This is a genomic window from Pseudomonas fluorescens, assembly GCF_900636825.1.
Lineage (GTDB): Bacteria > Pseudomonadota > Gammaproteobacteria > Pseudomonadales > Pseudomonadaceae > Aquipseudomonas > Aquipseudomonas fluorescens_BG.
Genome location: NZ_LR134318.1, coordinates 5,193,711 through 5,208,506 on the forward strand (window position 1 = coordinate 5,193,711; position 14,796 = coordinate 5,208,506).

Sequence of the window (14,796 nt, forward strand, 5' to 3'; positions counted from 1 at the left end):
GCGGCTTGGGGATACGTGGATTCGTATCAGTGAAGCACGCCTTGTTCAGTTCGACGCACGGTACAGACCGTGCGCATCGATGTAGGCCAGGACCGCGTCGGGCACCAGGAAACGTACCGACTTACCGCTGGCCAGCAGTTGACGGATCTGGGTGGCGGAAACCGCGAGCGGTGTCTGCCAGACGAATGCAATCTGTCCGCTCGGCCCCTTCAGGGCCAGCGGGTCGCTCACCGAACGCGCTGCCAGCAGGTTGCGCAAGGCATCCGGCGGTTCGCTGTCGGCGTCCGGGCGCTGTAGCACCAGGATATGGCAATGCTGGAGCAACTCTTCCCAGCGATGCCAAGTGGGCAGGCCGCAAAATGCGTCCCAGCCCAAAAGCAGAAAAACCTGGGTATCTGCGGCCAGTTCGGCGCGCATCAACTCCAGGGTATCAATGGTGTAAGACGGCTTGTCCCGCTGCAATTCGCGGGCGTCCACCACCAGCGGCGGCACTCCGGCCACCGCGCACTCGACCATCGCCAGCCGATCCTGCGCCGACACTTGCGGCGTGCCGCGATGCGGTGGCCGCGCGCTCGGCGTCAGTCGCAGCTCATCGAGCGCCAGCGCTTCGGCGACTTCCAGCGCGCCACGCAGATGGCCGATATGCACCGGGTCGAACGTGCCGCCCAACACGCCAATGCGTTGCGGACGGGACTCGCTGTCGGTGTGCGGCGCTATCAGGTCGAGGTCGCTCAAGTCAAACCGTCGCCTGGCCGCGCAACTGGCCATCGCCGACCACGATGTACTTCTCGCAGGTCAGCCCTTCAAGCCCCACCGGGCCGCGGGCGTGCAGCTTATCAGTAGAAATGCCGATCTCGGCACCCAAACCGTATTCAAATCCGTCGGCAAAGCATGTCGGCGTGTTGATCATCACCGAGGCCGAGTCGACTTCCGCGACAAAGCGCCGGGTGTCGGCGAGGTTTTCGCTGACGATCGAGTCGGTGTGATGAGAGCCATAATGGTTGATGTGTTCGATAGCCTGATCCAGCCCGTCGACCACGCGGATCGACAGAATCGGCGCCAGATACTCGGTGCTCCAGTCGTCCTCCGTGGCCGCGACGGCGTCGATGATCGCCCGGGTACGCTCGCAGCCACGCAGCTCGACGCCTTTCTCGCGGAACCGGGCAGCCATGGCCGGGAGGAAAACCTTTGCCACCGCTTGATCGACCAGCAACGTTTCCATCGCGCCGCAGATGCCGTAGCGATAGGTCTTGGCGTTGAAGGCAATCCGCTCGGCCTTCGGCAGATCGGCGTCTGCGCTAACGTACACGTGACAGATGCCGTCCAGATGTTTGATCACCGGTACGCGGGCGTCGCGGCTGATGCGCTCGATCAGACCACGGCCACCGCGCGGGACAATCACGTCGATGTATTCAGGCATGGTGATCATCGCACCGACGGCGGCACGGTCGGTGGTTTCGACTACTTGCACCACGGCGGCGGGCAACTCGGCTTCGGCCAGACCGCGCTGAATGCATGCGGCAATCGCGCGATTGGAATGAATCGCCTCGGAGCCACCGCGCAGGATCGTCGCATTGCCCGACTTCAGGCACAGACTTGCCGCATCGATGGTCACATTCGGACGGGATTCATAGATGATTCCGATCACGCCCAGCGGCACGCGCATCTTGCCGACCTGAATGCCCGACGGACGGAAACTCATGTCGCGGATCGAACCGACCGGATCAGGCAATGCAGCCACCTGACGCAAGCCGACGATCATGCCGTCGATACGCGCCGGAGTCAGTTCCAGACGCTCCAGCAAAGCCGGCTCAAGGCCATTGGCGCGACCGTTGGCCAGATCCTGTTCATTGGCTGCGGCGAGCTCGGCACGTGCAGCGTCCAGAGCATTGGCAGCAGCCTGCAACGCGCGATTCTTCTGCGCAGTGCTGGCACGGCCGATGACCCGGGAGGCTTCACGGGCGGCGCGACCCAATCGGGTCATGTAGTCAAGAACGGACTCAGTCATGGTCTGCTGGGGTCTTGGCAAAGAGGAAAGCGGCAGATTATAGCTGTCGCGTCCCGCGACTAACAGCGGTGACGGGCGGATGGTCGAAATCAGCTGCGATTGGCCATCGTTCAGCCGTAATTAAGCTCAGCGTTGGTATCATCACGGCCTCTTGAGCCTGGATAAACCTTGCCCATCATGACCAACGTGCCTCTTCATTCGACCCCTGCGCGCCTGCCCGTGGGCCTGCCGGACAGTTTTTTCGAGCGTGACGCCCAGGTCCTGGCCAAGGATCTGCTCGGCAAAGTCATCCGCCACCGGGTCGGCGAGCTGTGGCTGAGCGCGCGAATCATCGAAACCGAAGCGTATTACTTTGCCGAGAAAGGCAGTCACGCCTCGCTTGGCTACACAGAAAAACGTAAGGCTTTGTTTCTGGATGGCGGGCACATTTATATGTATTACGCCCGTGGCGGCGATTCGCTGAACTTCAGCGCGCAGGGTCCGGGCAATGCCGTGCTGATCAAATCGGCTTATCCATGGGTCGATGAAGTCAGCGGCCCGGCGAGCCTTGCGCAGATGCTGCTGAACAATCCCGATGCTCAGGGGCGGCCGCGGCCGACGCAAAAGTTGTGCGCCGGGCAAACGTTATTGTGCAAAGCGCTGGGTTTGAAAGTTCCGATGTGGGATGCCAAACGTTTCGATCATGAATTGCTGTTGGTGGAGGACACAGGGCCGGCGCCCGCGCACATCATTCAAACTACTCGGCTGGGCATTCCCCTCGGTCGGGACGAACATCTGCTGTACCGCTTCGTCGACGCCGCGTATGCACAATGGTGCACGCGGAACCCGCTGCGACGGGGTCAGGTCGAAGGCCGGGATTATCTCCTTCTGTAAATTCTTACTCCTGTAGGAGCTGCCGCAGGCTGCGATCTTTTGATTCTGCTTTAAAGAAACAAGATCAAAACATCGCAGCCTGCGGCAGCTCCTGCACAGGGCTCATCATTGGTTTGGAGTTTTTGGTATGGGCCCATGGCTCGATAGCGTGACCGGTTGGCTGGCAGCCAATCCGCAGTGGCTGGCCGCAGCGGTGTTCATCGTCGCGTGCGTGGAATGTCTGGCAATCGCCGGGCTGATCGTGCCGGGCACGGTGCTGCTGTTTGCCGTGGCGGTTCTGGCCGGCAGCGGCGCATTGTCATTGAGCGAAACCTTGCTGCTGGGTTTCCTTGGCGGCATCCTCGGCGATCTGATTTCGTACTTTCTCGGCCGACATTTCCATCAGAACATCCGCCGCCTGCCCGGTTTGCGCCATCACCCGGAATGGATGGCCGGCGCGGAAAGCTATTTCCAGCGTTACGGCATCGCCAGCCTGCTGGTGGGGCGCTTCATTGGCCCGTTGCGGCCGATGCTGCCGATGGTCGCCGGCATGTGCGACATGCCCTTCCCGCGTTTTGCCGCGGTCAGCCTGTTGGCCGCCGCGGGCTGGAGCCTGGCCTATCTGCTGCCGGGCTGGGCGACCGGCGCGGCGTTTCGCCTGCCATTGCCGGAGGGGTTCTGGCTGGAGGCCGGGATCGTCGCCGCCAGCATTGCAGTGATGGTCGGCTTGAGCGTCAACAGCAGCGTACGCCGCCATCGTCGCGCGACGATCTGGATCAGCAGCATGAGCCTGTTGATCCTGATCGGTCTGTTCATCGGCTACCCCTACCTGACCGCGCTGGACAAAGGGGTGATGGCCCTGGTGCAGGAACATCGCCAGCCGGCGCTGGATGAAATCGCCGTGACGCTGACCCTCATTGGCGAATTCCGCATCATGCTGCTCTTCAGCGCTCTGCTTGTGCTGCTCCTGCTGCTGTGCAAGCAGTGGCGCCAGGCAGCGTTCGCGTGCGCCACGCTGCTGGTCACCGCGATGGCGAATACCACCACCAAATATTTCTTCGCCCGGGTGCGACCGGAAGTTCTTACCGAACCGCTGACCAGTTACAGCATGCCCAGCGGCCATGCTTCCGGCGCCTTCGCGCTGTTTCTGACGCTGGCGGTACTGGCCGGGCGCGGGCAACCGCCACGCATGCGTCTGACCTGGCTGCTGATCGGCTGCATTCCGGCGCTGGCGATTGCATTGTCGCGGGTCTACCTTGGCGCGCACTGGCCGACCGACGTGTTGGCCGGGGCGATGCTCGCCGCGTGTGTCTGCGCCGCAAGCCTGTGGCTCAGCCAACGCCAGACGCCCCTCAATGCCATGCCAGTGAAAGTCTGGTGGCTGGTACTGCCGGTTCTCGTCGCGCTGTTCAGTTTCTTTGTGTTGCGCCACTTGCCGCATGTGATGACGCGATACGCTTATTGAACACGCTTTTGGCAGCGGCGTTCACCCGTGTGGGCGGCGCCGTCACGCGCTGCCATCTGCGGCTTTCTGTACGATTTTCACAACAAATTTCCTGATTTCATTTTTGTGTATGTAGTCGCCTTTTGCGTTATCGACGGCACTGAAAGTCGGCGTTTCCAGGGTTTTACTCAGAAACAGACACTCTCCCGTGCGCTTGCTCCTCAAGCGAGCGTAAAAAATGCTCGCTCCGATCGGCAGATTAACGAGCGCATCATTATCCTGGTGCAGTAATTTGAAATAGTCAGGCGCAGTGTCTTGGGCAACATATAACTCGCCAGTGCGCTCATCGACATTCAAATGCCAGCCATTATAAATACCCTCTGCGCTGACTTTGATAATGTATTCACTTCCAACCGGATTGAAACGCAACAATAACGCTTTGTCATCATCATGATCAGCCAATGTCACCAACGTTGAAATCGCTGGATCAGCCAAGTGCGCCTCAATATCAAGCCTCTGTCCAAGTGTCAGACGAGAAAACTTCTTTCTCGCTCTGAGGCGTTGTTCGTTCAACACCAAAGCACGCCCTTGCAGATACAACTTCGCGGTAAATTCATGAACTATTGTGGACATACGAAACCTGCGTTCTGGTTAATCTGATTTCGCCAAAATGGTTGCTCAAACCGCTACAACCGACAGAGGCGCCACCGCAGGGATCCCCGAGCTATCTTTGCCGGCGAGCTTCACGCGTTTGCGCTTGCGTCGCTCCAGCACGGCCAGATCCGCACATTCACTGGCTTTACGCACATGGCGCTCGTCGTTACTGTCGCCACTGGCGAACTTCATCATGAACTTACTGACAATATCATCCCAAAAAGCCCATTCATCCTCATATAAAGTCATCGCTAATTCCTTTTTACAATCAAGTTTGTTCTGTTGGCGCAGGCCACACTACAGTCGCCCTCACAAAGAAAACAACTATTGCTCGTCGCTCCATTCATACAAAAATTGACAACACAACTGGCAAAACAAAAACGGCGGAACAACACCGCATGCACATGCGACATTAGCCAACACCATTTCCGCCATAACACTCACGGATGAGAGCGCTAAATTGTCAAAGCCATTTATTCAACGCCACGCACAGACTGATCCCAATGACCCGGTACGGATCACCGATTCAGAACCTGACGACTTGTCCGGCGACAGCGAGGGCGCTGTCACGGATATTGCGGACGCCACCGTCAAACCGGTTTTGACTGCAAAGACCCCGAGCCTTGAAGACCTCGACAGCCTGTTCGGCCCCCTGCGATTCGGCGAGTGTACGGTGACGCGCAAAGAACTCGTCGCCATGGGCGCGACCCTTGATGGCAAGGAAATCACCGCGGCCAACACTTACGTTGCGAGCCCCGACCAAAGCTTTATCGACGCACTTGAATTTGATCCCGCCAGGGTCAAACAGCGCCTGATGTCAGTGGCAAGCGCAGACGCCGAACTTGTCGCAAGTTTGCTGTACGAGGTCGCCACCCACCGGTCAGCTGACGCCGCAACCTTGTTTTCCCCAGCCAAAGAAGGCTCTTTGGATGTGGGCATGGACAGGATCGGGAAAAGATTGAGCTCGGTGCAGCGCCTGGAAATAACTCACTCACCTCTGTCCGAGCAACTTCCAGACTGGGTGGACCAGGCCAAGAGCCGCACCATGAATGTAGTGGGCGTCGGCATGCAACTGTATGGCCTCTACAGCGCTTATCGAGGCGCGATTGAAGCACTCAAGCAAGGTGATCTCGGCGAGGTGGGGATCAACCTCGGCGGGGCCGGCGCGGAAATCACGTCGATCGGGGTCGAGTACGCGTTGGTCAAAACCGGCGAGCAAATGATCCGTCAGGGTTCGCAGAATCTGGACCTGTTCAGCAAAACCTCTTCGGGCAAGTGGCTGGCACGCAGCGCCGGGCTGGTCGCAGCGGCGCTGACCCTGCCCTTTGATATCTACACGGCTATCAAGTCATTTAACGACGCGGCCAAAACGGAAGGGAAAAAAGCTCAGGATCTGTACGTGACTGGCGGCCTGAGCGTGGCGAGTGGCGGCATCTCGCTCGCCTTGGGGATCGCCGCCCTGATGGGCCTCAAGTTTGCAGGTCCCATCGGCCTCGTGGCAGCGGGGCTGATGATTGCCGGCGCGACCATTTATCAAGCGGTTCGGGTGGTGGATGATATCGATGACTACATCGAACTGACGGTTGGCGAACGTTGGCGCGCGGGGTGGCTGGCGTTCTGGAGCATGGAGCAGGACGCTGAACTGATGGACCGTTTCAACGCAGCCAAAACCTACAGCGATTATGAAAAACTGCTCAAGAAGAGAAGCCTGGGCTGGCTGAAAAAAGAGTTCAAGGAACGCTTCGAAGCGGTCTACATCGGCCGCTTCGATGTAACGACCCAGCAAAGGGAAATTCACCGACTCGAATGGGCCGAAGGCGAGAAACCCTTTGATACTGTGAACAAGCCGATCATCAAGGAAACTGACGACATACTTTCCGCCTGGGATGGCCTGCCGGATGACAACGACCGCGTGGTGTCGGACCAGCGCGATGCGAAAAAAGGCGTGTTCTGGCAGCTCGGAGATGGCAATGATCTGATCATGGGTGTGGGGGACCAGCCCAACCACTTCAGCCTCGGTGCGGGGAAAAAGTACCTGACCGGCGGCAACAAGGACGACGCGTTTGTGTTCCAGTCCGCCGCCCAGACGCTACAGGCCGCATACAAAGAGGAACCCGGAACTCTGAAAGGAGGGCAAGGGACTGATCTGCTGTGGTTGCAGGGCAAGCACCAACACATTGATCACGGCGCCAATCCCACGCCCTATCTCGGTTATTCGATCGACCTTGCACAACAGAAAATCGAATTGATCCCCACCGACAGCACCACCAAACCGGTGTTGTTCGCGAATATCGAATCCATCGAAAAAGTCGAAACACTGGCCGGCGCGCAGAACAAAGTGATTGGTAGCGAGCAAGCGGATGTGATTGCGGCGAACGGCGACGACGGGGTCGACGCGGGCGCCGGCAACGACCATATCAGCCTGCGTGGCAATCACGTTGCAGCCGTTGGCGGCGCCGGTCTCGACACCTATCACCTGCACAAGGCAAGCCGGCGGATTTCCATCGCTGAAGACGGCAAGGATGAAAGCATCGTGTATCTGGGGGTGCCCATGGAGTTCGTGCAGCGCTGGACAGTTCAGGGCGAAACCCTGGTGATCCACTCATTGCGCGACCATCAACGCGCCTCGCCCCAACGGGAAGTGATCATCAAGAATGTTTACCAAACCCTCGGCAAACAACGTTCGTTGCACAACGCCAAGTGGGTATTCATTACTGCGGATGGCTATTACCTGCAGCCTGATTGGCCGACGGAAATCACTGGCACCGCGGATGTCACGCTCAAAGTGCTGGTCATCGTACCCGGTACCGCAAAAGCCGCGCCCGTCCTGCTCAACGGCAGCCGTACCGTTGAGCATGGCGCCCCGGAGACCTTCTATTGTCTGGATCGTGGAACGAAGCCCCGTCAGTTGCGCATCAATCAATCCGCTCAGGAACGACAGTGCACAATTTTCGCTGACTTCGACAGCAGCGAGATCAAAGCAGTCGAAGCCTCTTACACAGTGAGCGTGAAAAAAGGCATCAACACCGTCCTCGACTACAAGAGCCTTTCCTTCAAGTTAACGTTCGCCGAGGGGCTGTTATTCATCCATGAACCAATGGTGCAAGCCGCGCAGAACCCAGCGGACATGGGCGGCGGAATCATGGCATCGGGTTGGAAACTGCTCTGTGATATCACCCTGGTAATGCGCGACGGCGTGTCCTACTCCCTGGACTTCCCTCGTACCAACGTTCGCGAAGACGCGCGCAATCCCGGATACAGACTCATTCAGAGCCTTGGCTCACTGCGTCCGCGAGGGGGACGTTATATCTGCGCCAAACCCGTCACTACGCGATACGAACTGAAAGCAACAGCGCAAAGAATCGATCTGGCCGCGAGCGAATATCGCTCGATCCTGCATTTCGAAGGGCGCTCGAATACTTACGATCTTTACCCCTCGAAAAATGTTTCGCTGCAACTGTCTACCCATGAAGGCAGCGCAGCGTCTTCAACCTGGAACATCTACACGCAAAACGTCGATGAACGAATTTATCGCCAGGAAATTGCGCTCAACAAGAATCTATTGGAAATCGGCAGCGTTCATGTGCAGCTTCCAGATAGCGAAAACCCCGAACTTCCACTCGAAACGCTATACGTGATGCTTACTTCCGGCGTCACTTACAAAATCCATACGCTGTTCAACTGGATCGAACTGTTTGCCATCGACGCCTCGGCTTACGCGTCGGTCGCCGATGTCATTGCAGAGATTCAACAACACAAAAAATTCGAGTCGAATCAGGTATTCGAAGACACCAGAGTCCTGATTCAGAACATCCAAATGCAGTCCTCGACAGTGGGCGACATTTATTACATTGCCGATACCGATACCTGGGAGCTGGACAGCGATCCTGCTCAAATCATAAACACCGACGACCTGATGATTACGCCCAGATCAAACGCAGATTCGACTGAGATCGATCTGAAACCTGTCAAGGAATGACAACATGCGCCAGAAAACGAACAGCTCTCCCCCGAGAGTCGACATCCTGGATCCTCAAACACCGCGGATACCTGACGCCGAAGTGCCGCTGTTTCGACTGCCGGACATTCTGCCCGTCACAGCGGTTCAGAAGCTGGACACCGGCCCCGCTAAGCCCGTGGAATCGAGCGGCCAGCGCGGCGATGAACGCGGCGTAATTTCCGCCGTGGCCATCACCGACTCTGCCGTAATCACCGGCATCGGCGCGTCCCCAGCGACGGTGCACGGGTTGACCGACTACTTGCTCAAACCCGCCATGCTGCGCGGCATGCAGCCCGCTGACCCGGAGGGCTTCCGCTATGTGGTCGGACGCAAGTTTGCCGATGTGAAAGGCATTGGCACGGTGCACATCGAGTTCGACGCCAGCATCAACGCTCATCGGGCCAGCGACCTCTATAAACGGTTGCCGCCAGGGGTGGTGCTGTTCAAAAACCCGGGTGAAGCAACGTGGAGCCCGATTCCGGTGGTGCAGCACGCCAACCCGTTGAAACGGCCGCTGACACCCGAGGGCGAGGCCTCGACCGGCTCGCCAGCGAAACGACCGGTATCTGTCCCCGAGCCAGTGCCCGAGCCGCCTGTCAACGCGATCGAGGCACACGGTCTATTACTCGACGGTCCGTTCAAATCGCTGTATCCCGAACAAACCCCAGAAGAGCGGGCAGAACGCCTACGCGGCTTCAATCTGTCGCCCCGCCAACACGCCCGATTGCTGACTGACCTGAGCGCTCACCTGCAACTTCCAGCATGGCTCGAAACCCACAGGCTGCAGTCCATCGACCCAGACCATCCCGCGCGATTCGAGCACATGCGCAAGGACATCGAGCCGCTGCTCATTGCCTTGAGAAACGACAAGCATTGGGATAACGCTGACATCCAAAACAGTGTCAGCCGAGAGTTTTATGAGGCGTTCCTAAGCAGCGTCGGTTATTTGCGCAATACCCACGGCAACCTCTACCGCACGGATATCCCAGGGGTTTTCCGCGCCGATGACCGCACGCCGTTCGAACTTGCGCTGGACGGCAGAATACTGCCGCGCATGAAGCATCCCAAGGGCGCGACAACTGACATCCCGATCAGCAGCACGGTGAGCCTGAAATTGCTCAGCGATTACAACACCGCTCCCGATCCGGAATACCTTTTGTATAACACCCAGCATGATCGGCGTCCCGGCAGGCGACCTGACGAAATGGACGACACTGAGGTTGACGCGTCGTTCGATGATGACAGTCCCTATGAAACCATCCGCCACGAACAGAAACTCGTCTTCAACTACGCGATCGACACCCGCGGGATGGAAGTTGTGCTGAACGAAGAGAATCGTTACTTCAATCGCCATGACAGGCAGCAAGGCGCTTGGCTGCCGGATGACTCGCTTGAAGCGCATGTTTCCGTTGCCAAGGATCGGGGCATCGACAGCGCGCGCCTATGGCTGCTCGATTCCAGTCTCACTCGGGCGGCAAAAATAGATGACCTTGCCGAGATGGCCGGTGATCAGGCGCAATCGATCACCGACCGCACCCACGCCGGGGCGCGCAACATGGACGAGTACGATCGGTTGATCAGCGCCGCCGCCAGCGCGGGCAAACCCGTTCTGCAACTTGCCGGTGAGGCATTTTCCAACGATATCGCCTGGCCCCGGTAACGGCTGCCAGCCTTATCAGGTGAACAACTCGCCCTGCAGTTCGTCGAGCAGCGCCTGGATCGCATCAAGGCGCTGCTGCGGATCGTCGAGTTGCAGCAGGTCGATCTTGTCTTCCTCGGCAAACGGCAGCAGGTACGCCAACTGGTTCGCCAGCGACTGTTGGCCTGCTGCGTCGGTGCCCATGTTCAACGCCTCGACCATCGGGTGTTCGGCCAAGGCCTTGAGCAGCGCGACCAGATCAGCATCTTCTTCCTGCAGCGGTTGTTCGGGTTCGTCATCGAGCCAGTCGACCTCAGCGACCAGCAACTGATCGCGCTGCACTTCGGTGCGCAGCACCTCAAAGCGGCGCCCGCCCTGCACGCGGATTCCCAGCAAACCGTTGTCCTGTTGCTGAAAATCGGTGATCCGCGCTTCGCAGCCCACCAGTGCAAAACCTTCCGGCGCCACCCCGACTTCGCTGCCCTCGAGGATGCACACCACACCGAAACCGACGCCCTGTTTCATGCAGCGGCCGATCATGTCGAGGTAGCGTGCTTCGAAGATCTGCAAGTCGAGGTTGCAGCCGGGAAACAGCACTGTGTTCAGCGGGAAAAGCGGCAGACTCATAGACATTTCCTTACACCACCATCGACACCGCCAACGGCAGGAACACCGCCGTGGCCACGCCCATCAGACTCATTGCCAGCGCGGCAAACGCGCCGCACTCATCGTTTTCCTGCATCGCCACGGCCGTGCCAACTGCGTGGGCGGTCATGCCCAACGCCATGCCGCGCGCTTCGGGGCTGTGCACGCCGAGGCGGGTCAACAGCGCCGGACCGAAGATCGCCCCGATCACCCCGGTGATCAGCACGAACACCGCTGCCAGCGCCGCTACTCCACCGATCTGCTCGGCCACCAGCATCGCAATCGGCGAGGTCACCGACTTCGGCGCCATGGTCATCAGAATCATGTGATCGGCACCAAACCACCAGCCCAGCGCCACACCCATTCCGGTTGCGACCACCCCGCCTATCACCAGCGTAGTAAAAATCGGCCAGAACAATTGACGGATGCGTCGCAGATTCAAGTAAAGCGGCACCGCCAACGCGACCGTGGCCGGGCCGAGCAGGATGCTGAGGATCTCGGTGCTTTTGCGGTATTCGGCGTACGTCAGGCCACAACCGAGCAACACACCAATCACCAACAACATGGAGACCAGCACCGGTTGCAGAAAGATCCAGCGGGTTTTCTCGAATGCCGCCAGCACCAGTTGATAGGCGCCAAGGGTGATGCCAATGCCGAACAGCGGATGATGAATCACCGACGCCCACGCACCTTGCCAGTCGAACAGCATCAGGATTCCTCCGACCGAGGCGCATGGCGCTTGATCAGACGCTGCATCAGCACCCCCGCAAAGGCCATCGACAGGATCAGCGACAGCACCAGCGCGCCGACGATCGCCCAGAAATCCGCGGCGATCGCTGTCGCGTAAACCATCACGCCCACCGCCGGCGGCACCAGCAGCAGCGGCAGATAACGCAGCAGACTGCCCGCCGCCTGGTTCAGCGGTTCCCCGACCTCACCGCGCACGATCAGGAAGACCAGCAACAGCAGCAAGCCGACAATCGGCCCCGGCAGTATGGGCAACAGCAAATGGTTGAGCGCCGTGCCGAGCAATTGAAACAGCACTAGCAGGGTCAGGCCACGTAGCAACATCCGACATCTCCGTCTTGTATTTCACCCAGCAGGGGCCCGGCATTATAAGCATGCCTGCGCTATGGATCGGCATTCGCCAAAAGCATGGTCGGTTGACCGGAGCAAATCGCCATGATGATCTACAGTGGTTCGCAGGGCGGTCAAACCCGCCACCAGAAAAACTATAAAACCGATGAACCCAAGGAGAGTCTCAATGCCCTATGTTCCCGTTGCAGAGCTCAAAGATTATGTCGGCAAGGAACTCGGACGTTCCGAATGGCTCACCATCGATCAAGAGCGCATCAACCTGTTCGCTGAAGCCACCGGTGATTTTCAGTTCATTCACGTCGATCCGGTCAAAGCCGCGCAAACGCCGTTTGGCAGCACGATTGCCCATGGTTTTCTGTCGCTGTCGCTGATGCCGAAACTGATGGAAGACATCCTCGTGCTGCCGGAAGGCGTGAAGATGGTCGTCAACTATGGCCTGGACAGCGTGCGTTTCATCCAGCCGGTGAAGGTCAATTCGAAGGTTCGCCTCAAGGTCGACCTCGGCGAAGTGACCGAGAAAAAACCCGGTCAATGGCTGCTCAAAGCCACCGCAACGCTGGAGATAGAAGGCTCGGACAAACCCGCCTATATCGCCGAGCCGCTGTCGCTCTGCTTCGTCTGATCGTTCTGGATGCGAAGCAGCGCACGCTGTTTCGCGTCACGTCTCTATATATGCGACGCATAGCTGCGGCATACTCGGTCGCCTAATTGCCCGGATCCCGCTATGCGCTCAATCGCTCGTCTTGCACCCCTTGCCCTGACCCTGATGCTCACCGCTTGCGGCGACGGCGAATCGCTGTTGCCGCCGGATGCGCGCCTGCCGGACGGCGGACGCTATCGCGGGGAACTGGTCGATGGTTTGCTGCAAGGTCAGGGCCGCGTCGACTACCCCAATGGCAGTTGGTATGCCGGGCAGTTCGACAAGGGCCAATGGCACGGGCAAGGCGAATGGCATGGCAGCAACGGCGAGGTTTATCGCGGCCAGTTCCAGCAAGGCCTGTTCGAAGGCCAAGGCAGCCTGACCACCAGCGCCAGCAGTTACACCGGCGGTTTCAAGCAGGGCCGACGCGACGGTGAAGGCACTCTGAAAGAAAACGGCATGACCTATCGCGGCGAATTCAAGGCTGACCAGTATTCCGGGCTCGGCCGTCTGGAAATGGACGACGGCAGCTCTTATCAAGGCCAGTTCGCCCATGGCAAACCCAACGGCGAAGGCCAGCGCGGCGATGCCAGCGGCAATTCTTTCAGCGGCCACTTCGTCAACGGTCAGCTGGAAGGCAACGGCACCTTCAGCAGCGCCGATGGCGACATCTATGTCGGCGGTTTCAAGAACAATCAACTGCACGGCAAGGGCCGCTACGAAAACGCTGACGGCGACGTCTGGCTTGGCCAGTTCAAAGAAGGCGCGCTGACCGGCAAGGGCGAACTGATCGGCGCCGACGGCAGCCATTTCGTTGGCACGTTCAGCGACTGGCGCTTCAGCGGTCAGGGTCGCTTGAACCTGGCCGATGGCAGCTTCTATGTTGGCGGTTTCGACAACGACAGTTACTCCGGACCCGGCACGCTGGTGTTGACCGACGGTAGCGTGATGAGCGGCAGCTGGATCAACGGCCAGCGCGTGCGCGATGCCGACGGCAAGTTATTGCCCGACACTCTCGAAATCGGCTTGCTCGCCCAAGGTCGCTTGCTCGACGACGCATTGGCGGCGATCCCCGCTTCGACTCCGGCGGTCGAGCTGTACACCCTGACCCTCGGTGGTGACGGCAAGCAAAGCGTGTTTCTGCGCGAATCTGATTTCGTCGCCAATATGCTCCATACACGCTTCGGCGCCCACGGCCAGATTCGCCTGGTCAACCACCGCGATCATCTCGGCGACCGGCCGATGGCTACCCGCGAGAACCTGCGCCGCGCCGCGCAAACTCTCGCCGAACGCAGCGGCCCGGAAGATTTGCTGTTCATCTACCTGACCAGCCACGGCACCGCCGAACACGAACTGGTACTCGATCAGCCGCGCATGGAACTGGCCGACCTACCGGCAGACGAACTTGCCGCCGTGCTGGCGCCGCTGAAGAACCGCGACAAGATCATCGTCATTTCCGCCTGCTATTCCGGCGGCTTCCTGCCCGTTTTGAAAGACGAACGTACGCTGATCATGACCGCCTCGCGGGCGGATCGGGTGTCGTTCGGCTGTTCGGAAGAAGCCAACTTCACTTACTTCGGCGATGCGCTGTTCGCTCAGGCGCTGAACCAGACCGACGATCTCGAGCAAGCCTTCAAGCTGGCCAAGGCCACCGTCGCCGAACGCGAACTCGCCGACGGTTTCGAAGCTTCCGAGCCGCAGATCTGGGCGCCGAAAACCGTGCTCTCACACTGGCAGCTGCTGCGTAAACAGCAAGCCCGAAAAGCATTGCAAAGCACCGCATTGAACGACGGGGCGACAAAAGGCAACTAAGCTG

General features: G+C 59.1%; 13 protein-coding genes. 6 read left to right on the forward strand and 7 right to left on the reverse strand.

What is annotated here, in order from left to right; translation table 11 throughout:
- Nucleotides 1-45: 45 nt before the first annotated feature.
- Together nadD and EL257_RS23690 are read right to left on the reverse strand one after the other, a co-directional pair.
- Nucleotides 46-768 carry a nicotinate-nucleotide adenylyltransferase gene (gene nadD / locus EL257_RS23685; RefSeq protein ID WP_126366683.1) on the reverse strand — a complete coding sequence of 241 codons (723 nt, stop codon included), beginning with the start codon at nucleotides 766-768 and terminating at the stop codon, nucleotides 46-48.
- Nucleotides 737-2,008 (reverse strand): glutamate-5-semialdehyde dehydrogenase, encoded by a 1,272-nt coding sequence (locus tag EL257_RS23690; protein WP_126366685.1) that lies wholly within the window; start codon nucleotides 2,006-2,008, stop codon nucleotides 737-739. The genes nadD and EL257_RS23690 overlap by 32 nt, the downstream gene beginning before the upstream one ends.
- 177 nt (nucleotides 2,009-2,185) lie before the next feature.
- Between EL257_RS23690 and EL257_RS23695 the strand changes: the two genes are divergently transcribed.
- Complete coding sequence (locus EL257_RS23695; protein ID WP_126368246.1) at nucleotides 2,186-2,881, forward strand: DNA-3-methyladenine glycosylase; 696 nt, start codon at nucleotides 2,186-2,188, stop codon at nucleotides 2,879-2,881.
- Between the two features lie 127 nt (nucleotides 2,882-3,008).
- Complete coding sequence (locus EL257_RS23705; RefSeq protein WP_126366687.1) at nucleotides 3,009-4,325, forward strand: bifunctional DedA family/phosphatase PAP2 family protein; 1,317 nt, start codon at nucleotides 3,009-3,011, stop codon at nucleotides 4,323-4,325.
- A gap of 42 nt (nucleotides 4,326-4,367) precedes the next feature.
- On the opposite strand, the gene EL257_RS23710 is transcribed toward EL257_RS23705, so the two are convergent.
- Entirely contained in the window at nucleotides 4,368-4,937 is a 570-nt protein-coding gene (locus tag EL257_RS23710) for a hypothetical protein (RefSeq protein ID WP_126366689.1), read from the reverse strand.
- 45 nt (nucleotides 4,938-4,982) lie between these two features.
- Nucleotides 4,983-5,207, reverse strand: a complete 225-nt coding sequence (locus tag EL257_RS23715) for a hypothetical protein (RefSeq protein ID WP_126366691.1) — start codon at nucleotides 5,205-5,207, stop codon at nucleotides 4,983-4,985.
- 211 nt (nucleotides 5,208-5,418) lie between these two features.
- On the opposite strand from EL257_RS23715, the gene EL257_RS23720 reads away from it, so the two are divergent.
- Nucleotides 5,419-8,937, forward strand: coding sequence for a calcium-binding protein (locus EL257_RS23720; protein WP_126366693.1), 3,519 nt, complete (start codon nucleotides 5,419-5,421; stop codon nucleotides 8,935-8,937).
- Between the two features lie 4 nt (nucleotides 8,938-8,941).
- A complete protein-coding gene (locus tag EL257_RS23725) occupies nucleotides 8,942-10,618 on the forward strand; it encodes a hypothetical protein (RefSeq protein WP_126366695.1) in 1,677 nt (558 codons plus the stop codon).
- A 15-nt stretch (nucleotides 10,619-10,633) separates the two neighbouring features.
- On the opposite strand, the gene EL257_RS23730 is transcribed toward EL257_RS23725, so the two are convergent.
- Genes EL257_RS23730 through EL257_RS23740 form a run of 3 tightly spaced genes read right to left on the reverse strand, consistent with a single transcriptional unit; the run spans nucleotide 10,634 to nucleotide 12,313 of the window.
- Nucleotides 10,634-11,224: an LON peptidase substrate-binding domain-containing protein gene (locus EL257_RS23730; RefSeq protein WP_126366697.1), complete on the reverse strand. Its 591-nt coding sequence runs from the start codon at nucleotides 11,222-11,224 to the stop codon at nucleotides 10,634-10,636.
- A gap of 10 nt (nucleotides 11,225-11,234) precedes the next feature.
- Nucleotides 11,235-11,951: an LrgB family protein gene (locus EL257_RS23735; RefSeq protein ID WP_126366699.1), complete on the reverse strand. Its 717-nt coding sequence runs from the start codon at nucleotides 11,949-11,951 to the stop codon at nucleotides 11,235-11,237.
- The gene (locus EL257_RS23740; protein ID WP_126366701.1) at nucleotides 11,951-12,313 is read right to left on the reverse strand and encodes a CidA/LrgA family protein; all 363 of its coding nucleotides are present in this window, start codon (nucleotides 12,311-12,313) and stop codon (nucleotides 11,951-11,953) included. Before EL257_RS23740 ends, EL257_RS23735 begins: the two co-directional genes overlap by 1 nt.
- A 193-nt stretch (nucleotides 12,314-12,506) precedes the next feature.
- Here EL257_RS23740 and EL257_RS23745 point away from each other — a divergent pair, with 193 nt between their 5' ends.
- On the forward strand, nucleotides 12,507-12,962 hold the full coding sequence (locus tag EL257_RS23745) for a MaoC family dehydratase (protein ID WP_126366703.1): 456 nt from the start codon (nucleotides 12,507-12,509) through the stop codon (nucleotides 12,960-12,962).
- Nucleotides 12,963-13,064: 102 nt separating this feature from the next.
- Nucleotides 13,065-14,792, forward strand: a complete 1,728-nt coding sequence (locus tag EL257_RS23750; protein ID WP_126366705.1) for a C13 family peptidase — start codon at nucleotides 13,065-13,067, stop codon at nucleotides 14,790-14,792.
- The last annotated feature ends 4 nt before the right edge of the window (nucleotides 14,793-14,796 follow it).